The sequence below is a fragment of the Streptomyces koelreuteriae genome (genome assembly GCF_018604545.1).
Classification (GTDB): domain Bacteria; phylum Actinomycetota; class Actinomycetes; order Streptomycetales; family Streptomycetaceae; genus Streptomyces; species Streptomyces koelreuteriae.
In genome coordinates, this window is record NZ_CP075896.1 from 5780175 (window position 1) to 5799397 (window position 19223).

General features: G+C 71.7%; 14 protein-coding genes. 6 read left to right on the forward strand and 8 right to left on the reverse strand.

The annotated features are described in order from the left end of the window. Positions 1-160: 160 nt before the first annotated feature. The gene (locus KJK29_RS26055; protein WP_215121545.1) at positions 161-1369 is read left to right on the forward strand and encodes an RNA-guided endonuclease InsQ/TnpB family protein; all 1209 of its coding nucleotides are present in this window, start codon (positions 161-163) and stop codon (positions 1367-1369) included. A 13-nt stretch (positions 1370-1382) separates the two neighbouring features. On the opposite strand, the gene KJK29_RS26060 is transcribed toward KJK29_RS26055, so the two are convergent. Further along, positions 1383-2795: an MGH1-like glycoside hydrolase domain-containing protein gene (locus KJK29_RS26060; RefSeq protein WP_215121546.1), complete on the reverse strand. Its 1413-nt coding sequence runs from the start codon at positions 2793-2795 to the stop codon at positions 1383-1385. Between the two features lie 121 nt (positions 2796-2916). Here KJK29_RS26060 and KJK29_RS26065 point away from each other — a divergent pair, with 121 nt between their 5' ends. From KJK29_RS26065 to KJK29_RS26075, 3 genes are all read left to right on the forward strand, one after another. After that, complete coding sequence (locus KJK29_RS26065) at positions 2917-4155, forward strand: ROK family transcriptional regulator (protein ID WP_215121547.1); 1239 nt, start codon at positions 2917-2919, stop codon at positions 4153-4155. A 405-nt stretch (positions 4156-4560) separates the two neighbouring features. Further along, on the forward strand, positions 4561-7308 hold the full coding sequence (ppdK, locus tag KJK29_RS26070; protein WP_370869161.1) for a pyruvate, phosphate dikinase: 2748 nt from the start codon (positions 4561-4563) through the stop codon (positions 7306-7308). A 287-nt stretch (positions 7309-7595) separates the two neighbouring features. Next, positions 7596-8927: an erythromycin esterase family protein gene (locus KJK29_RS26075; RefSeq protein ID WP_215121549.1), complete on the forward strand. Its 1332-nt coding sequence runs from the start codon at positions 7596-7598 to the stop codon at positions 8925-8927. A gap of 7 nt (positions 8928-8934) precedes the next feature. Here KJK29_RS26075 and KJK29_RS26080 read toward each other — a convergent pair whose 3' ends face one another. From KJK29_RS26080 to KJK29_RS26105, 6 genes are all read right to left on the reverse strand, one after another. Then, positions 8935-10110: a serine hydrolase domain-containing protein gene (locus KJK29_RS26080; protein WP_215121550.1), complete on the reverse strand. Its 1176-nt coding sequence runs from the start codon at positions 10108-10110 to the stop codon at positions 8935-8937. Between the two features lie 14 nt (positions 10111-10124). Then, positions 10125-10643 (reverse strand): NUDIX hydrolase, encoded by a 519-nt coding sequence (locus KJK29_RS26085; protein ID WP_215121551.1) that lies wholly within the window; start codon positions 10641-10643, stop codon positions 10125-10127. A gap of 91 nt (positions 10644-10734) precedes the next feature. Further along, entirely contained in the window at positions 10735-11259 is a 525-nt protein-coding gene (locus KJK29_RS26090; protein WP_251057943.1) for an excalibur calcium-binding domain-containing protein, read from the reverse strand. Positions 11260-11367: 108 nt separating this feature from the next. Next, entirely contained in the window at positions 11368-12525 is a 1158-nt protein-coding gene (locus KJK29_RS26095) for an alkaline phosphatase PhoX (RefSeq protein WP_215121553.1), read from the reverse strand. A gap of 134 nt (positions 12526-12659) precedes the next feature. Beyond that, on the reverse strand, positions 12660-14147 hold the full coding sequence (locus tag KJK29_RS26100; protein ID WP_215121554.1) for a sensor histidine kinase: 1488 nt from the start codon (positions 14145-14147) through the stop codon (positions 12660-12662). Next, positions 14144-14998, reverse strand: coding sequence for a response regulator transcription factor (locus tag KJK29_RS26105; protein ID WP_215121555.1), 855 nt, complete (start codon positions 14996-14998; stop codon positions 14144-14146). Before KJK29_RS26105 ends, KJK29_RS26100 begins: the two co-directional genes overlap by 4 nt. A gap of 217 nt (positions 14999-15215) precedes the next feature. Here KJK29_RS26105 and KJK29_RS26110 point away from each other — a divergent pair, with 217 nt between their 5' ends. Both KJK29_RS26110 and KJK29_RS26115 read left to right on the forward strand, forming a co-directional pair. Next, the gene (locus KJK29_RS26110) at positions 15216-15821 is read left to right on the forward strand and encodes a carbonic anhydrase (RefSeq protein ID WP_215121556.1); all 606 of its coding nucleotides are present in this window, start codon (positions 15216-15218) and stop codon (positions 15819-15821) included. Between the two features lie 1064 nt (positions 15822-16885). Continuing rightward, positions 16886-18595: a SulP family inorganic anion transporter gene (locus KJK29_RS26115; RefSeq protein ID WP_215124463.1), complete on the forward strand. Its 1710-nt coding sequence runs from the start codon at positions 16886-16888 to the stop codon at positions 18593-18595. Between the two features lie 78 nt (positions 18596-18673). On the opposite strand, the gene KJK29_RS26120 is transcribed toward KJK29_RS26115, so the two are convergent. After that, positions 18674-19102 (reverse strand): peptidase inhibitor family I36 protein, encoded by a 429-nt coding sequence (locus tag KJK29_RS26120; protein ID WP_215121557.1) that lies wholly within the window; start codon positions 19100-19102, stop codon positions 18674-18676. Between the last annotated feature and the right edge of the window lie 121 nt (positions 19103-19223).

Sequence of the window (19223 nt, forward strand, 5' to 3'; positions counted from 1 at the left end):
GGGTGTTCCCTTCGTGGGTACGCCGGTCTTCAGGCAGGGGAGGAAACGAAGCTCCTGCGGAGCAGGGCAGGGAAGGCCGAATCGCCTTCTGGGCGATTCGGTGTGCGCCGGCTATCGGTCGACGCCCGCCGCTCACACGGAAGCTGATAGAACGTGAGGCGTGACGCAGCAGGTCAAGCGGGCGTTCAAGTACCGCTTCTACCCCACGGACGAGCAGACAGCTGAGCTGTCGCGCACGTTCGGCTGTGTCCGTCTCGTGTACAACAAGGCGTTGGAGGAGCGCACGCAGGCCTGGTACGGCGAGCAACGCCGCATCTCCTACGTGCAGTCGTCCGCCGCGCTGACGGAGTGGAAGAAGTCCGAGGAACTTGCCTTCCTCTCGGAGGTGTCCTCCGTCCCGCTCCAGCAGGCGCTGCGCCACCTTCAGGCGGCGTTCGGGAACTTCTTCGCCAAGCGCGCCAAGTACCCGCGCTACAAGTCCCGGAAGAAGTCCCGGGGGTCGGCCGAGTACACCCGCAGCGCTTTCAAGTGGCGTGACGGGCAGCTCACGCTCGCGAAGATGACCGAGCCCCTGGACATCCACTGGTCGCGCCCTCTGCCTGAAGGGGCGGAGCCGACGACGGTGACCGTGTCCCGCGACAGCGCGGGCCGCTGGTTCGTCTCGATGCTCGTCGAGGACACCATCGCCTCGGCCCCCGCGACCACAGCGGCGATCGGCCTGGACGCCGGGATCACCTCCCTGGTGACCCTGTCCACCGGGGAGAAGATCACCAACCCGAAGCATGAGCGCCGCGACCGCGTCCGACTCGCGAAGGCTCAGCGGGAACTGTCCCGGAAGACGAAGGGCTCTGCGAACCGGGAGAAGGCCCGCCGCCGCGTGGCCCGTATCCATGCGCGGATCGCCGACCGGCGCCGGGACTTCTTGCACAAACTGACCACTCGGCTCGTCCGTGAGAACCAAACGGTCGTGATCGAGGACCTCACCGTCCGCAACCTGCTGAAGAACGGCAAGCTCGCGCGCGCCATCTCCGACGCGGCCTGGACGGACCTGCGCATGATGCTGGAGTACAAGTGCGCCTGGTACGGGCGCGAACTCGTCGTGATCGACCGATGGTTCCCCAGCAGCAAGCTGTGCGGAACCTGCGGCACGGTCCGCGAGAAGCTGCCGCTCAATGTCCGGGAGTGGACGTGCGACTGCGGCACCGTGCATGACCGCGACGTGAACGCGGCGCGCAACATTCTGGCCGCCGGGCTGGCGGCGTCTGCCTGTGGAGACGGTGTAAGACCTCAACGGGAGTCCTCCCGGACGGGGCGGTCGTCGGTGAAGCAGGAAACCCGGCGGGCGACCGCTGGAATCTCCCGCCTCTAGGCGGGGGAGGAAGTCAACCCTGGTCCCCTCCCTTGATCGCCGTGACGCCGTTCCTGTCCCCTGCGGGCCGGTCGTGCAGCAGGTCGAGCGTGAGTGCGGCGGTCCAGCCGAAGCCGGTGGCGCCGCAGGCCTGTGCCGTGTACGGGTCGACGTACTCCGCGAAATCGGAGGCGCCGGCGGTGTGCAGGATGCCCTTGCGCAGGGCGTCGGCCCGGCCGCGCTCGCCGTGCAGCCGCAGACCGCCCTCCAGGAGCCAGTTGGTGTTGATCCAGGCCGGGCCGCGCCAGTAGCGGTGCGGGTCGAAGGCCTCGCCGAGCAGGTCGTAGCTGGGCACCAGGCGGGTGGTGCCGCCGAGGCCGAAGTGCGGGCCGCACATCGTGCGGACCAGGGTGGCGGCGAGATCGCGCGGGAGCGACGGCAGCAGCAGCGGGATCAGCCCGGAGACACCGCGCTCGGGGATCGGCTCCCCGGCGCGCACGTCCCGGCACAGGAACATCCCGGCGGCCGGTTCCCACAGCCGCTCCACCAGGGCCGCCGTCAGCCGCTCGGCGCGGGCCTGCCGGGCCGTCGACGCCGCGCCCAGCTCGTGGGCGATCCGGGCCAGGGCGTACTCGGAGGCGATGAGCAGCGCGTTGAACGCCGGGTCCTCCACGGCGAACTCCCCTGCCCCGTCGGCGTATCCGCGGTCCCGGTAGTCGCTCGCCAGCCGTACGTACCGCCCGTAGTCCAGGTCCGTCGGCCGGTCCTCGGGGGAGCCGTGGTCGAGGTCGGCGCGGCGGAAGGAGCGGGCCGGGGCCGGGGTGACCCGGGACAGCGGGCGGTCCCAGCAGGGGCTGTTGTCCATGCCCTGCTCCCAGGGGTGCACGACGGACACCAGCCCGCCCCCGCCCAGGTCGCGCCGGTGCAGCAGATACCGGTGCCAGGCCGCGAGTCGGGGATACATCCGGGTGAGGAAGCCGCGGGCCCGCGACAGCCCCGGGTCGGCCAGGTGCACCAGCCACACGGCCAGCGCGTGGACCGGTGGTTGCACGATCCCGGAGGTCTGTACGGTGCGCGGGGCGCCCGCGGTACGGCCCGCGGTCGAGGAGCGCCAGAAGTCGGGGCTCGGGAAGTACGCGTCGAGGGGGACGGAGGGGTTGAAGACGATGTGCGGGATCCGCCCGTCCGCCCACTGGGCCGCCAGCAGCGTGTCCAGTTCCGTCTGGGCGCGTAACGGCGAGATGTGCCGCAGGCCGATCGCGATGAACGCCGAGTCCCACGACCACTGGTGGGGATACAGGCTGCGCGAGGGCACGGTGGACGTCCCCGTCCAGCCGGCCTCCAGCACGGCGGCGGCCCTGACCTGCAGGGGTGAGACGGTGCTGGACGGATCGTATGCAACGGTGCGTCCGGTACGACGTAGGGCGCGTTGGGCGGTGCGGTCCACTCGGGGCTCTCCGAAAAGACGTCCGGCCGGCCGGTTCGGCTGCGGCTACCGTGGGGTTACGTCTATTTAACACGCAAAACCCACTATGTAAGGCAAGGTTGAGAAACACAAGGGGGTGTGCATGACCGGACAGCCCGGAAGAACGGGACAGAGGGCGGGGCGAGGAGCGGGCCAGGCCAGCGCCGGCGAACTGCTCGAACTGGTGCGCAGTCGCCGCGCGGTGACCCGGGGCGCGCTCCAGCAGGCGACCGGACTGTCCCGGGCCACCGTCGGGCAGCGGCTCGACCGGCTGTTCCGCGCGGGCTGGCTGCGCGAGGGCGCCGGGGGTCCGGTGGATTCCCCGCTGGGCGGACGCCCCTCCATCACCCTGGAATTCGACGACGAGCACGCGGTGGTCCTGGCCGCCGACCTCGACACCCGGCACGCGCGGGCGGCCGTGCTGTCGCTGAGCGGCGAGATCCTCGCCGAGCACTCCGGCACCCTGGTCGTCGAGGACGGGCCGGACGCCGTGCTCGGCGAACTCGGCCGCTGGTTCGCCGAGCTGCTGGAGAAGGCGGGCTGCCCGGCCGAGTCGGTGTGCGGGGTCGGGCTCGCGGTGCCCGGCCCGGTCGACACCGAGTCCGGCCGTGTCGTCCAGCCGCCGATCATGCCCGGCTGGGACGGCTACGGCATACGGGCCCGGCTGTCCCGGGCCCTCACCGAGCACACCGGCGCCGCCGCCGTGCCCGTGCTGGTGGACAACGACGCCAACCTCATGGCGTACGGCGAACAGCGCACCGGCTATCCCGACTGCTCCGCCTTCGTGCTGGTCAAGGTCTCCACCGGCATCGGCGCCGGGGTCGTGGTGGACGGCTCGGTGTTCCGGGGCATCGACGGCGGCGCCGGGGACATCGGGCACATCCGGGTGCCAGAGGGCGCCCAGGCGCTGTGCCGGTGCGGTTCGTACGGCTGTCTGGCCGCCGTCGCGAGCGGCGGGGCGGTGGCGCGACGGCTGGCGGAGGCCGGGGTGCCGGCGGCCTCCGGCTCGGATGTGCGGGACCTGCTGGCGTCCGGGCACCCCGAGGCGGTCGGTCTCGCCCGGGAGGCCGGGCGCCGGGTCGGGGACGTCCTGGCGACCGTCGTGACCCTGCTGAACCCCGGCGTGCTGATGATCGCCGGGGATCTGGCCGGAACTCCCTTCCTGACAGGGGTGCGCGAACTGCTCTACCAGCGGGCGCTGCCCCGCTCCACGGCTCATCTGGACGTGGTGACCTCACGGCTCGGCGAGCGAGCGGGCCTGGTGGGAGCGGGTGCGATGGTCGTCGAGCACCTGTACGCCCCCGAGCGGGTCGAGGAGCGGCTGCGGGCGCTCGGCGTGTGACAAGGACATTTCGCCCCCGCTACCCGTCCGCATGGTGAAATCCGGCGGGCTGTGGCAGCGTGATTCTCGCCACCTCTGATAAGGGTTGCGCTCAGATGAGCGGATCATGAGCGGCTGCACTTCTCCAAAGGGTGGCACTGAGTGCCACGCTTTGATCGTTCATCGATCGAACTCAAGCGTGGCGAACGCCGCTCAGATGAGCGCTCAGAAGGGCATGGACAGGTTCTTGCGTTCAAGAAGTGAACACATGCGGCTGTGATTGCTTGCCAAGCCTTGACTTTCGATCCGCTGGCGGACGAGTGGTTACAGGCGCATGACGCGCGCATGGACGTACCCAGACGCCTTCGATCTGGGTATGTTCCTCGCCGTCAGGGCAGCCACCGCGTCCTCGAGGAGTCGAGACCCGTGTCGGAAAACAAAGATCTCCCGGTAGCCGAGCAGGCCGCGAGCGTTGAGGGCGTGAAGTTCGTTTACGACTTCACCGAGGGCAACAAGGACCTCAAGGACCTCCTCGGCGGCAAGGGCGCGAACCTTGCCGAGATGACGAACCTGGGCCTGCCGGTCCCTCCCGGCTTCACGATCACCACCGAGGCCTGCAAGGTCTACCTCGACAGCGGCGAGGAGCCGGCGGCACTGCGTGACGAGGTGAGTGCGCACCTCGACGCCCTAGAGGCCCGCATGGGCAAGAAGCTCGGCCAGGCGGACGACCCGCTGCTGGTGTCGGTGCGCTCCGGTGCCAAGTTCTCCATGCCCGGCATGATGGACACCGTCCTCAACATCGGCCTCTCCGACAAGTCGGTGCAGGGCCTCGCCAAGCAGGCCGGCGACGACCGGTTCGCCTGGGACTCCTACCGCCGCCTCATCCAGATGTTCGGCAAGACCGTCCTCGGCGTCGACGGGGAGCTCTTCGAGGACGCGCTGGAGGCGGCGAAGGCGGCCAAGAAGGTCACGGTCGACACCGAGCTGGAGGCGTCCGACCTCAAGAAGCTCGTCACCAAGTTCAAGAAGATCGTCAAGACCGAGGCCGGCCGGGACTTCCCGCAGAGCCCGCGCGAGCAGATGGACCTCGCCATCCACGCGGTCTTCGACTCCTGGAACACCGACCGCGCCAAGCTCTACCGCCGCCAGGAGCGCATCCCGCACGACCTGGGCACGGCCGTCAACGTCTGTTCCATGGTCTTCGGCAACCTCGGCCCCGACTCCGGCACCGGCGTCGCCTTCACCCGCGACCCCGCCTCCGGCCACCAGGGCGTCTACGGCGACTACCTGCAGAACGCGCAGGGCGAGGACGTCGTCGCGGGCATCCGCAACACCGTGCCGCTCGCCGATCTGGAGCAGATCGACAAGAAGTCGTACGACCAGCTGATGCAGATCATGGAGACGCTGGAGAACCACTACAAGGATCTCTGCGACATCGAGTTCACGATCGAGCGCGGTGTGCTGTGGATGCTCCAGACCCGCGTCGGCAAGCGCACCGCGGGCGCGGCCTTCCGTATCGCCACCCAGCTCGTGGACCAGGGTCTGATCGACGAGGCCGAGGCGCTCACCCGCGTCAACGGCGCCCAGCTCGCGCAGCTGATGTTCCCGCGCTTCGACGAGGACGCCAAGGTCTCGCAGGTCGGCCGGGGCATCGCGGCCTCGCCGGGCGCGGCGGTCGGCAAGGCGGTCTTCGACTCCTACACCGCCGTGAAGTGGTCGCGTTCGGGCGAGAAGGTCATCCTCATCCGCCGCGAGACCAACCCCGACGACCTGGACGGCATGATCGCCGCCGAGGGCATCCTGACCTCGCGCGGCGGCAAGACCTCCCACGCGGCCGTCGTCGCGCGCGGCATGGGCAAGACCTGTGTCTGCGGCGCCGAGGAGCTGGAGGTCGACACCAAGCGCCGCCGGATGACCGTCCCGGGCGGGCACGTCGTCGAGGAGGGAGACGTCGTCTCCATCGACGGTTCCTCCGGCAAGGTCTACCTCGGTGAGGTGCCGGTCGTGCCCTCGCCGGTCGTGGAGTACTTCGAGGGCCGGATGCACCCGGGCGCCGACGACGCCGACGAGCTGGTCGAGGCCGTGCACCGCATGATGGCCTTCGCCGACCGCAAGCGCCGGCTGCGGGTGCGCGCCAACGCGGACAACGCCGAGGACGCGCTGCGCGCCCGCCGCTTCGGTGCCCAGGGCATCGGCCTGTGCCGCACCGAGCACATGTTCCTCGGCGACCGGCGCGAGCTGGTGGAGCGGCTGATCCTCGCCGACACCCAGGCCGAGCGCGAGGAGTCCCTCAAGGAGCTGCTCCCGCTCCAGAAGCAGGACTTCGTCCAGCTCTTCGAGTCGATGGACGGCCTGCCGGTCACCATCCGCCTGCTGGACCCGCCGCTGCACGAGTTCCTGCCCGACATCACGGAACTCTCCGTCCGTGTCGCCCTCGCGGAGTCCCGCCAGGAGCCGCACGAGAACGAACTCCGCCTGCTCCAGGCCGTTCACCGCCTGCACGAGCAGAACCCGATGCTGGGTCTGCGCGGCGTCCGTCTCGGCCTGGTCATCCCCGGCCTGTTCACCATGCAGGTCCGGGCGATCGCCGAGGCCGCGGCCGAGCGCAAGGCCGCCAAGGGCGACCCGCGCGCCGAGATCATGATCCCGCTCGTCGGCACGGTGCAGGAGCTGGAGATCGTGCGCGAGGAGGCCGACCAGGTCATCGCCGAGGTGGAGGCGGCCTCGGGCGCGCAGCTCAAGCTGTCCATCGGCACGATGATCGAGCTGCCGCGCGCCGCCCTGACCGCCGGTCAGATCGCCGAGGCCGCGCAGTTCTTCTCCTTCGGCACGAACGACCTGACCCAGACGGTGTGGGGCTTCAGCCGGGACGACGTGGAGGCCTCGTTCTTCACGGCGTACCTGGAGAAGGGCATCTTCGGCGTCTCCCCCTTCGAGACGATCGACAAGGACGGCGTCGGCTCCCTGGTCAAGCTCGCCGCCAAGGCCGGCCGCGAGACCCGCCCCGACCTCAAGCTCGGCGTCTGCGGCGAGCACGGCGGCGACCCGGAGTCGGTCCACTTCTTCCACGAGGTCGGACTCGACTACGTCTCCTGCTCCCCGTTCCGCATCCCGGTGGCCCGCCTGGAGGCCGGCCGCGCGGCGGTCCAGTCCCAGGGCAGCGACCACCGCTGACCCACCGGCCCTCACGGGCCCCCAGATCCCGGAGCCGTCGACGGTCCCCGACCACACCGATCGCGGCGGCTCCGGACTACGGAGGAGACAGGGGGCGGCACCTTGTGCGGAGGGTGCCGCCCCCTTGAGCTGTCGGCGCTTCCGACCGGCCTTTGCGAGACATTCGGGCATGGACAAGAAACCCGGCACATTGAGGAAACGCTCACGGGCGCGTGCGCGGGCTCCCGTTCGGGTGAATGGCCGGGGCTGCCGCGGCACGGCTGATCCGGGTAGGGCACGTATGCGGTATGTCGTGCCTGCGTCCATGGACCTTCGTCGTTCTCGCGGTGTCGCTCCTCGTGCCGACTCCCGCGGCCACCGCTGCCGAGGACCCCGTGGTGCCGGCTCTGGAGCGGGCCGCGAGCCCTCTGCGTACCGCCGAGCCCGGCGGGGACGTCGGTGACCTCCGGCCGGTCGGCAGGGCGGTCGGGGACGCGGTCGTGGTGGGGATGGGGGAGGCGGCGCACGGGTCGCACGAGTTTCTCGCGGTCAAGGACCGCGTCTTCCGGTATCTGGTGGAGAGCCGGGGCTTTCGGACCTTCGCGCTGGAGACGGCCTGGAGCACCGGGGTGCGCCTCGACGACTACGTGGTGCACGGCAAGGGGGACCCCGAGCGCATCATGCGGGAGGACTTCCAGTACACGTACGTGCTGAACAACACCGCCGAGAACCTGGCACTGGTGCGGTGGATGCGGGCGTACAACCGCCGGCATCCGCAGGACCCGGTGCGGTTCATGGGTGACGACTGGGGCTACACGGGGCCCGAGCTGTACGACCGGGTGACGGCCTACGTGGGACGGGTCCGGCCGGATCTCGCACCGCGGTTCGAGGAGCTCTACCGGGGGCTGCGCCCGACCGTCCCCTCCGGCGAGTACCAGAAGGCGTATCTCGCCCGCCCGCTCGCCGAACGGCAGGACATGGCCTCCCGGACCGGACGCGCCCTGGACCTGCTGGAGTCACTGGCCCCGCGCGGAGCGGTCGCGCCGCGAGAGTTCGCCGAGGTGTCGCGGCACGCCACGGTGATCGACCAGACGGCCACCGGCTACGGCTTCGACTTCGCGGATCCGCGGCAGGTCGCCGAGGCCATGCGGTGGCGGGACGAGGTGATGGCGGACAACGTCGTCTGGTGGCGCGAGCACACCGGGCACCGGATCCTGCTGGCGGGCCACAACAACCACATCGGCTACGAACCGGAGGACCCGAAGGTCCTGCCCAGGACGCAGGGGGCGTTCCTGCGCGACCGGCTCGGCAGCCGCTATGCGAGCGTCGGACTCACCTTCGGCCAGGGCTCGTTCAGGGCCACCGACCCGGAGGAGGTGCACATGCTCACCCACACGGTCGGCCCGCCGCGGACCGGCAGCAACGAGCACACGCTGGACCGGGTGCGGTACGACCGCTACGTCCTGGACCTGCGGACCGCCCCGGGAGCGGCCCGCTCCTGGCTCGCCGTGGCCCGGCCCACGCGCAGTGTCGGTACCGCCTACCCGGAGGAGCGGAACTGGTTCGACCTCGCGCTGGGCCGCTGCTTCGACGTGCTGATCCATCAGGACCGGGTGCGGGACGTGGACCTGCTGTCCTGAGGGGCGGTCACCGTCGGCACAACATCCGGTCGATGAGCCCCTGCAGGGCCTTCTCGGCGGTGAGGAGCTGGGTGTCGTCCGTGGTGCGGCCGTTGACCGTGACGACCACCGACCGTCTTCCGTCGGCGGTGAAGCCCGTTCTGACGAACGTGCCTTCGAGGTCGCCGTGGTGGCCCCAGCGGCTGCCGCCGCACGGCAACGGCTGCCGCATCAGGCCGAGGCCGTAACGCAGTCCGGGCGTGAACCTCTGGTGCTCCTCATTGCTCGGGACGGTGGTGCGCATCGCGGCGAGTTCCCGGGGCGGCAGCAGTTCGCCGGTGAGCAGGGCCGTGAAGAACCGGTCCAGGTCGCGGGAGGTGGAGACCAGCGCGCCTGCGGTACCGGCCCACGCCATGTTCCGGACGGTGGTGTCGGTGTAGCGGGCGGATCCGGCGAACCGGTGGTAGGTGTGGGCGTACGGCTTCGGCAGGGAGGGGTCGTCTCCCGGGACGCGGGTGCCGCGCAGCCCCAGCCGGCGGACGATCCGGTCCTCCACCTCCTCGGCCCAGGGACGTCCCGTGACCTTCTCGATGACGGCGCCCAGGAGGTGGTAGCCGGTGTTGGAGTAGTTCCAGCGGGGCTCGGGGTCGGCGGGGTCGGCAGGGGGGAAGTCCGGGGCGTGCCGCAGCGCGGCGGCGACGAGGCGTTCGGTGGCGATGTGGTCGAAGCGCCTGCGCTCGAACTCCGGGGCCGTACGGCCGGTCAGCTCGGTGGAGTCGTAGTCGTGCAGGCCGCTGGTGTGCTGGAGCAGGTGTCTGATGGTGATGCGGCTGCCGTCGTTGCCGTGTCCCTGGACCAGGCCGGGCAGCCATCGTTCCACCGTGTCGTGCGGGGACAGCCGGCGCTCGGCGGCCAGTTGCAGCACGGTCGCGGCCACGAAGGACTTCGTGACGCTGGCGGCCCGGAAGTGCGCACCGTTCGGCACGGGCCGGCCGGTGCCGAGGGCGGCCTCGCCGGCGCTTGCCTCGACGGTGTGCCGGCCCTCCCGGACGCGGACATGGACGCTGACCGCCCGGGTGGATTCCAGGGCTCCGGTCGCCTCCTGCCGCAACCGGTCCGGCGGGAGAGGCGTGCCGGCCGGGGACGAGGGCGTGCCGAGGGGGCCCAAGGAGAGCGCGAGAGCAGCCAGGACGACTGCTGCCATGCGGTGCCGCGCGCTCACTGGGGCAGGCCTTCCCGCAGGCATACGGCCGTGCCGGTCAGTGCGGCGGTGTGCAGGGCGGTCAGGGTCTCCGGCTGGTTCGTCAGCGGGGTGGACTCCAGGTCGGCGAGGGCGAACAGGCCGTCGTCGTCGTGCTCCGTGCTGCGCGTGAGCGACAGCTCGGCCGGGAGGCGGCCGCCGTGGAAGTAGAAGTCGATCACAGGGCCCGTGCCGTTCACGTCGGCCCGGTGGTCGTAGCCGATGAGCCGGGGGTCCAGGTCGAGGACGATTCCGGTCTCCTCGTACAGCTCCCGGAGCGCGGCACCGAGGGGGTCCTCTCCGTGGTCGAGCATGCCGCCCGGCAGCCCCCAGAGCCCGGCAGCGGGCTGGTGCCCGGCGTAGCGCAGCAGCAGGATGCGGTCCTCGGCGTCGAGGAGCAGGACGCAGGACGCGACGATGGTCTGCGGCAGTGTCTTGACCCACTCGTCGCGCGGCAGCACGGGCTGGGCGTCGGGGGAGGGCACGGTCGTGTCCACGGTGATGTTCCTTCCGTCGGCCGGGCAGCCCGTACGAGCTGCCCCACCGGAGGAACGGCCGGACGCACCGATGGTCACCGGCCCGCCGGGGTCACGTGTCGCAGGCGACCCCGTCGTTGTCACGGTCCAGGTGGGAGGCGTACCCCGGCTCACCACGGCTGATGGGGGCGGCACCGGCGGCCCGGACGGCGCTGCAGTTGGCGTAGTAGACGTCCGTGCCGCCGGAGCCGGAGCCGGAGCCGGAGCCGCTGCCGCCCGAGCCGCTGTCGTGGGAGCCGCCGCCCGACGCCGGCCGGGCGGTGACCGTGGTGGTGGCCCGGACGGTCTTGGTGGCGGTGACCGTGGGCGCGGGTTCCGGCTTCTTCGCGGCCGGTGTGGCGGTGGTCGTGGCCGTCGCGGTGACCGTGACGGTCGGCTGCGGCTTGGCGGCCGCGGGCTTCGCGTCGGTGGTGGTCTCCCCGCCGCCCGCGCCGATGCCCGCGCCTATGAACAGGGCCAGCCCGAGGGCGGGCAGCACGTAGCGCTTCCTGGCCCAGCGGGGCGCCGGGCGGCCGGGCCGCGGCGTGGGCGGTGCGGGATACGGGCCGTTGTGCGGATTGACGTACGGATTGGTCATGGTCATCCCCCCAGAGGTGGTACGTGAGGGGATGACCGTAGGACCGGGAGGCCCTCGATGAGGGTGAGGTGACCAACTTGTGATGGTTGTGTGAAGTCGATGGGGTGTCTACGAGCGGAACGGGCCCTTCACCTCGTAGGTGATGCCTCCCGACGAGCTGCCGCTCGTGCCGCGCTGGCTGGAGAAGTACAGGCGGGTGCCGTCCGGGGAGAACGCCGGGCCCGTGATCTCCGAGCCCGACTGGCCGTCGACGCGCAGGAACGGGGCGACGATGTCGTCCGGGGTGATGACGCAGATCTCCATAGTGCCGCCGTCCTCGGCGACGAAGAGGTCACCGGAGGAGGCGCCGGTGATGTTGTCGACGCCGGTGAGGGGAGCCGTGCCGCTCACGAGGGAGTCGTCGTAGGCCAGTTCGTATGTGTTGTTCAGCAGGTTGAGCTGCCAGACGCGGTTGTCGCCCTTGGTCGTGAACCAGACGGTGTTGTCCGCGTAGTGGCAGCCCTCGCCGCCGTTGAAGGACTTGGAGCCGGAGACCTGGGAGCGGGTGGCGGTGGGGGAGCCGTCCGGGTCGGGGACGTCGGCCCAGGTGAAGGAGCCGCTCGTGGCGCTGCCCGCGACCATGACCTGGAGCGTGCCGGACGACAGGGTGCCCCAAGCGGCCGGGACGAAGCGGTAGAAGCGGCCGTTGGTCTCGTCCTCGGTCAGGTAGATCACCTTGCGCACCGGGTCGGCGGCCGCCGCCTCGTGCTTGAAGCGGCCCATGGCGTCCCGGCGCACCGCCGCGTTCACGCCCCAGGGGTCCGTCTCGTAGACGTAGCCCCGGTCCACCTCCTCGCAGGACAGCCAGGTGTTCCACGGCGTCCTGCCGCCCGCGCAGTTCTGGCGGGTTCCGGACAGGACGCGGTACGCGCCCGTGATCGCGCCCGCCGACGAGAACTTCACCGCACTCGCGCCGCCCGACGGGTTGATCTCGGAGTTGGAGACATAGATCCAGCCCGTGCCGTCGGCGTAACAGGCGCCGCCGTCCGGGGCGTTGTGCCAGGTGTACGAGGTGCTCCCGACCCGCTGGCCGGAGCGGGCGATCACGCGGCTGGTGAAGCCGCTCGGGAGTCTGATGCCGTTGGCGTCCGGGGAACCCGGCGCCCCGTAGGGGCCGGGGCCGGGCTGGGCCGGGGCCGCGTGGGCGGCGCCGCGCCACAGGGTTCCGCCCAACGCGGCCGAAGCGCCGCCGATGACGGCCGCACGCAGGAGGCTACGACGTTCCACTCTCACTCCAGGAGGTGCCGTACCGCCCTGCCGACGGTCGACGGCAGGGTCGTGCGTGGGAGAGCGGAAGGGAGGCTATGGGAGCCGGGTTGACGGAGCATGGACAACGCGTGGCCGTGGGGCGGCATGCCTTCTCACGCCGGCAGCGCCGGTGCCTCCCGTCTCGGCCTCCTGGAGCGGTCGCCGCCCGGACCGGGCCCCTCGGCCGGCGGGCGTACGGACGGCAGCCGGATCACCACGTCCAGGCCACCCGTCGCCGCCGCGTGCAGGGTCGCCTCGCCGCCGCTGGCGTGGGCGAGCCGCTGCACCAGGGCGAGACCGAGCCCCGTACCGCCCTTCGGAGCGCCCGGCGCGCGCCAGAAGCGGTCGAAGGCGCGGGCGCGCTGCTCCTCCGTCATGCCCGGGCCCTCATCGGTGACATGCAGGTCGACCCAGCGGGGGCGGCTGTCCCGCAGGGCCCGGCGGGAGGGGGCCTGCAGACGCAGCTCGATGGTGACGGTGCTGCCGGACGGGGACGCCCGCAGCGCGTTGGAGAGCAGGTTGTCCATGATCTGCTCCACCGCTCCCGGCACCGCGAGGACCGGGCCCACGCTCCCCGCGAAGAGCACGAGGGAGACGTCCTCCCGCGCGAACAGGGGCTGCCAGGTGCGGTGCCGTTCCGTGCAGAGCGCGCCCAGGTCGACGGCGGCGGGGATGGCCGCGTGCTCCTCCAGCCGGGCCATCGCCAGCAGGTGCTCGACCATCCGGGCGAGCCGGTCCGTCTCCGTGAGGGCGGCGGTGAGGCTGCCCCGGGCCCGGGCGGCGATGTCCGGCTCCAGGTTCTCCAGACGCAGCCGCAGCGCCGCCAGCGGCGTCTTCAGCTGATGCGACGCCTCGCCCGCGAACGCCCGCTGGGAGGCCAGCAGATGCGCGAACCGGGCCGCGGTGTGGTTGAACGCCGCGGCCAGACTCCGCACTTCCGGCGGGCCCTTCGTGATCGTCACCGGGGTGAACCGGCCACCGCCCTCGGCCAACTCGTGCGTCGCCAGCTCCAGTTCGCGGATGGGGCGCCCCATCCAGCGGGCGAAGGCGAAACCGACCAGGGTGACCGCCGTCAGCACGGCGAAACCGCCCAGGGCGAGCAGCAGCCACACATGGTGGACGCGCTCGTGCACCATGCGCGTGGGCACCGTCAGCCACACCGCGCCCACCGGCCGCGCCTCCTGGCCGACCGGCGCCGCCACCGACAGATACTCGACGCCGCCGATGGTGGAGGTGCGGACGTCCACCGTCGAGGTGCCTCGCAAGGCTGCCGCGATGCCCGGCCGAGCGGCCAGATTGCCGGACATCGCGGGGTCCCTGGGGTGGGAGGTGGCGAGTGAGGCGCCCGAGGCGTCGACGATCACCACCTTCCCGCCGATGCGCTGCGCGCAGTGCGTCACCCGCGCGGGCAGGTCCCGCTCGCCCCGGCCCTCCGCGAGGGACAGCGCCGCGTACGCGGAGACCGACTCGGCCTCGTCCTTCGCCGCGTTGACCACCCGCTCCCGCTCGCCGCGCGAGTAGACGAAGCCCAGCGGGATCTCCAGGCAGAGCAGCACCAGCGCGGCGAGGCTGAGGTAGCTGAGCAGCAGCCGGCGAGTCACGGAGAGGCCACCCGCGCGGCGCCCGGCCCGGTGTGCACGGACAGCCGGAAGCCGACGCCCCGCAGGGTCCGGATCCACGCCGGGTGCCCCAACTTGCGCCGCAGCGCGGCCACATGGACGTCCAGCGTCTTGGTCGGGCCGTCGTAGTGCGGGTCCCAGACGCGGTCCAGGATCTGCTGGCGCGAGTAGACCGCGCCCGGGTCCTCGCTGAGGAGCGCCAGCAGGTCGAACTCCTTGGGGGTGAGCAGGACGGGCGCCTCGCCGACCCAGACCTGACGGGTACGGCGGTCCACCACGAGCGGGCCCGGGTCGTGCGGGGGGTCGGGGGCGGGGTCGTACGAGGCCGCGGGGGCTTCGTAGGACATGGGTGAGGCCGGTTCGTACGGGGGTGGGCTTGTGGGGGTGGGGTCGTACGCGGGCTGGGGCTGTTGCTGGGGCTGCGTATCAGGGGTGCCCGGTGGTGCGGCCGGTGCCTCGGGGAACGCCTGGTGGGTGCGTTGCGTGCGCCGGGTCACCGCGCGGACCCGGGCCACCAGCTCTCGTACGCTGAAAGGTTTCGCCAGGTAGTCGTCGGCGCCCAGTTCCAGGCCCAGTACGCGGTCGGCCTCCTCGCCGCGGGCGCTGAGGATGACGATGGGGACGTCCGAGACCTGCCGGATGCCCCGGCAGACGTCGATGCCGTCCATGTCGGGCAGTCCCAGGTCGAGCAGGACGACGTCGTTGTACGGGCCTCTCAGCCCGTCCGTGCCCGTGGCGACGTGATCGACCGTCAGTCCGAAGTGGCCGAGCCCCTCGGTGAGCGGCTCGGCGATCGTCTCGTCGTCCTCGATGAGCAGCACTCGTATGCCCATACGTCCTGTCTCTCCGTGAGCCGGCATGAATCCGGGCAGCGTGAATTCGCATTCTCTGCCCTGGAGTTCACACGCTACAAGACGACCGTTCGTCTGTATATGCGGGACAAAGAATGTTCAATTCCTGTCCGGGGGCTGGAGTTCGCTTAACCTTCCTCTGTAGGTCGGCCGTCTACGGTGGGGTGCAGAGAAAGAAACCCCAGCTCAGGAGGCGGCATTGAAGACACTTCTCGATCGGGCCCGTACGTTCAGGACGCGCGTCGATTTCGACAGCGGCGAATACCGGAAACTGGCCGAAGGGCAATATCCGGAGGTGTTGTTCATCACCTGCTCGGATTCTCGGGTCATACCCGCGCTGATCACCGGCGCGCGCCCTGGTGAGATATTCGAGCTGCGCAACGCGGGCAATATCGTGCCGCCTTACGGGCGGCCCGGGGCCTCCGGCGAGGCGGCCACCATCGAGTACGCACTGGAGGTGCTCGGGGTTCAGGACATCGTGGTGTGCGGTCACTCACACTGCGGTGCGATGGGCGCGCTGAAGTCCGGCGACGACCTGTCCGGGCTGCCCGGCGTCGACGCCTGGCTCCGCATCGCCCGCCCGGAGCTGACCTCCGTACTGGAGACCGCCCCGGACGACCCGTCCCTGCCGGAGGTGTCCCAGGGCAACGTCGCCAACCAGCTCAGCGCGCTGCGGAGTTACCCGGTCGTACGGCAACGCCTCGACTCGGGCCGGCTGCGGCTGCACGGCTGGTACTACGAGGTCGACACCGGGTTCGTGTACGAACGCGGCGACGACGGCATGTTCCGGGTGCATGCCGCGTGAGCGGGGCACATGCGCGGGGCCGGGGTGCCGCCGCACGGGGTGCTGCCGCACGGGGTGGCCGGGGGGCCGACCCGGGGGCGGGGGGAGGCATGGCGGACCCGGGAGCGGCCGGGGTCGAGGGGGGTGTCTCGGACTGGGGGGCGAATGGTTCGGGGCAGGACACGGGGGGTTGGCGGTCGGCGGGGTCCGGGGGGAGCGTCGCTGACTGGGGGGCGGGCGGTTCGACGGGGGGTGCTGAGGGCTGGGGGGCGAGCGGTCCCGGGGAGGGGACGGGGAGTTGGGGGTCGGTCGGGTCTTCCGAGGGCGTGGCTGATTGGGGGGCCGACGGTCGTTCGGAGGGTGGCACCGGCTGGCGGGACGAGGGTCGATCGGAGGGTGGGATCGGCAGGGGGGCGAGCGGTCTGGCGGCGGGGGGTGCTGCGGACTGGGGGCCGGGCAGTCCCGGGGAGGGCACGGGGAGTTGGGGGTCGGTCGGGTCTTCGGAGGGCGTCGCTGATTGGGGGGCCGACGGTCGTTCGGAGGGTGGCACGGGCTGGGGGGCGGGTGGTCACGGGGAGGGCACCGGGCGTTGGGGGGCGGCCGGGGCTTCGGGTGCTGTCGCCGACTGGGGGGCGGGCGGTCGTTCCGAGGGGGGAGGCGACTGGCGGTCGGGTGGCTCCGGAGGGGGTGACTGGCGGTCCGGTGGCTCCGGAGGGGGTGTCGAGGGCTGGCGCGACGGTGCGCTGGGCGGGCCTTCGGGAGGCGCTGCGGGGGAGCCCGGGGGCCGTCCGGGGGGTGGCTCTGCCGGAGGCCCGCTGGGGGGCGGTCCTGTCGGAGGCCCGGCATCGGGTGGTCTCGGCGCAGGCCCGGCAGGGCGCGGTCCTGGTGTAGGACCGGGGGCCGGTGAGCCTCCCGGCGGACCGGCATTACACGGTTCCGCCGCAGGCCTGGCTGGGGGCGGTCCCGGCGTAGGCACGGCGGGGCGCGGTCCCGCCGCAGGACCGGCAGGCGACGGCCGGGGCGGCTCTGTCGGAGGCGGCCCGGCAGGGCGTGTCGGAGAAGGTGGGCTGGGTGGGCTCGTGCGGATGGTGACCGGGGGCGCGAAGGGGATGGGTGGCAAGGCCGGGGCCAAGGCCGACCTCGTCACCGACATCACCGCCTCGCTGGTCGTCTTCCTCGTCGCGCTGCCGCTGTGCATCGGCGTGGCCGTCGCCTCGGGTGTTCCGGCCGAGCTCGGGATCATCTCCGGGGTGATCGGCGGCCTGGTCGTCGGCGCGGTCAAGGGCAGTACGCTCCAGGTCAGCGGGCCTGCCGCCGGGCTCGCCGCGCTCGTGGCGGACACCGTCGCCGATGTCGGCGTGGCCATGCTCGGCGTGATCGTGCTGTTCGCCGGCCTGCTGCAGATCGTCCTCGGACTGGTGAAACTGGGCCGGATGTTCCAGGCCACCTCGGTCGCCGTCGTCCAGGGCATGCTGGCCGGCATCGGCGTGCCGCTGATGTTCAGCCAGGCCTATCCCATGGCCGACGCCAAGGCACCCGGCACCGCGATCGAGAACATGGCCGGCATCCCCGGGCTGCTGGCCGGCATCCTGACGAACCCGCAGGCCATGATCGCCACCCTGCTCGGCATCCTCACGATCGTGCTCAGCTTCGTGTGGAAGAAGGTGCCCGGCCCGGCCGGGAAGATCCCGGCCGCACTGGTCGCCGTCGGCATCGGCGTGGTCGTCGCCGCGCTGCCCGGCGTGGACGTGAAGACGCTCCAGGTGGGCAACCTGCTCGCGTCCGTGAACCTGCCGGGCGCGGAGCAGTTCGGCGCGCTCACCGACGGCGCGATCATCACCGCCATCCTCACCTTCACGGTCATCGCGTCCGCCGAGAGCCTGTTCACGGCCGCCGCCGTGGACCGGATGCACAGCGGCCCGCGCACCCGCTACAACACCGAGCTGGTCGCCCAGGGCGTCGGCAACACCGTCGCGGGCGTCCTCGGCGCACTCCCCATCACCGCGGTCGTGGCGCGCAGTTCGGCGAACGTCCAGGCCGGGGCCAAGACCCGGCTCTCCCGCACGCTGCACGGCCTGTGGCTGCTCGCGTTCGCGCTGCTGCTGCCGCAGGTGCTCGCGCTGATCCCGATCTCCGTGCTCGCCGGTGTCCTCGTGCACAGCGGCTGGAAGCTGTTCGCGCCCGCCGAGTTCCCGAAGATGTGGCGCCAGGACCGGGGCGAGTTCGCGGTGATGACGCTGACCACGCTGGTCATCGTGGCGACCGCGCTGCTGGAAGGCGTGCTGTTCGGCGTCGCCGCGGGCATCGTGCTGGCCGCGCTGCGCATGTCGCAGACCGTGATCCGCCAGCACATGGAGGAGGACACGGCCAAGGTCGTGATGGCCGGCAACGCCACGTTCCTGCGCCTGCCGAAGGTGATCGAGGCGCTGGAGGCGGCCGCCGCGTCCGGGAAGCCGCGGATCCGGCTCGACCTGACCGGCGTGACCCACCTGGACCACGCCTGCCGCAACCAGGTCGAGGAGTTCACCGCCCAGCAGCGGGGACTGGGTCTCCGGGTGGAACTCCTGATGCCCGGGGAGGCCAAGCAGGCCGAACCGGCCGGGTCCCGTACCGCCGCGTCCGCGGGGGAGGCCCCGGGCTCGGCGCCGCTGCCCAGGCGCCCGGTCGCCGGAATGGAGGAGGAGCCGGCCGGGGCGGGGGAGCCGGCGCCCTGGCCCACCGCCGACGCCGAGTGGTTCTACCTCGACACCCGGCCCCTCCCCGAAGAGCAGTCCCGCTCATCCCTCCTGGGATGACCCCCACGCGGGACAAGCCGCGGTGGCGTGCACGCAGGAGCGGGCGTGCACGCCACCGTGCGTGGATCCCCGGGCGCGTCAGCCGCAGCTGCCGCTGATCCACCGGTGGGAGCGGACCTTGTACGTACCGGCCAGGTTGCCGCCGTGCTGCTGCCGGGTGCAGCCGATCCGGTCGCTGTAGTCGGCGCCCCGGTAGTAGGCGACACCGGTGGAGCTGCTGGTGCCGGCGTTCCACACCGACTTCACGTTGGTCGTGGCGGCCCAGGAACACCTGATGGAGCCGCTCTGCCAGTCGGGGTCGGCCACGTCCCACGCGCACTTGCTGCCGGTGAAGTTGGCGCCGGTCCAGAAACAGATGTGCCCACTCGCGCAGTCCACCGCCGCGGGAGCGGCCGGAGCGGCCGAAGCGGAGGTCGGCACGGCCAGGGTCGTGATGGCGGCGGCGCTGACGGCGAGGACCGCGAACAGCGGTGTGGTGCGGGAGTTCCTGCGGACGGAAAGGCGCATGAGCCTGTTCTCCTCGAGGGGTCGGGGGTCCGGTCGTTCGGACGGCCCGACGCTGGCAAGGCACGCCTGGGTCCGGCAAGGACGGCGGGGCCGGCTGGGATGCCGGGACGGATGGGACGGC

Coding starts and splice junctions, on each gene's coding strand:
- KJK29_RS26120 (WP_215121557.1), bottom strand. CDS start 19,102: ATGCGCCTTTCCGTCCGCAGGAACTCCCGCACCACACCGCTGTTCGCG.
- KJK29_RS26090 (WP_251057943.1), bottom strand. CDS start 11,259: ATGACCAATCCGTACGTCAATCCGCACAACGGCCCGTATCCCGCACCG.
- KJK29_RS26080 (WP_215121550.1), bottom strand. CDS start 10,110: ATGGCAGCAGTCGTCCTGGCTGCTCTCGCGCTCTCCTTGGGCCCCCTC.
- KJK29_RS26115 (WP_215124463.1), top strand. CDS start 16,886: ATGGTGACCGGGGGCGCGAAGGGGATGGGTGGCAAGGCCGGGGCCAAG.
- KJK29_RS26075 (WP_215121549.1), top strand. CDS start 7,596: ATGTCGTGCCTGCGTCCATGGACCTTCGTCGTTCTCGCGGTGTCGCTC.
- KJK29_RS26105 (WP_215121555.1), bottom strand. CDS start 14,998: ATGGGCATACGAGTGCTGCTCATCGAGGACGACGAGACGATCGCCGAG.
- KJK29_RS26065 (WP_215121547.1), top strand. CDS start 2,917: ATGACCGGACAGCCCGGAAGAACGGGACAGAGGGCGGGGCGAGGAGCG.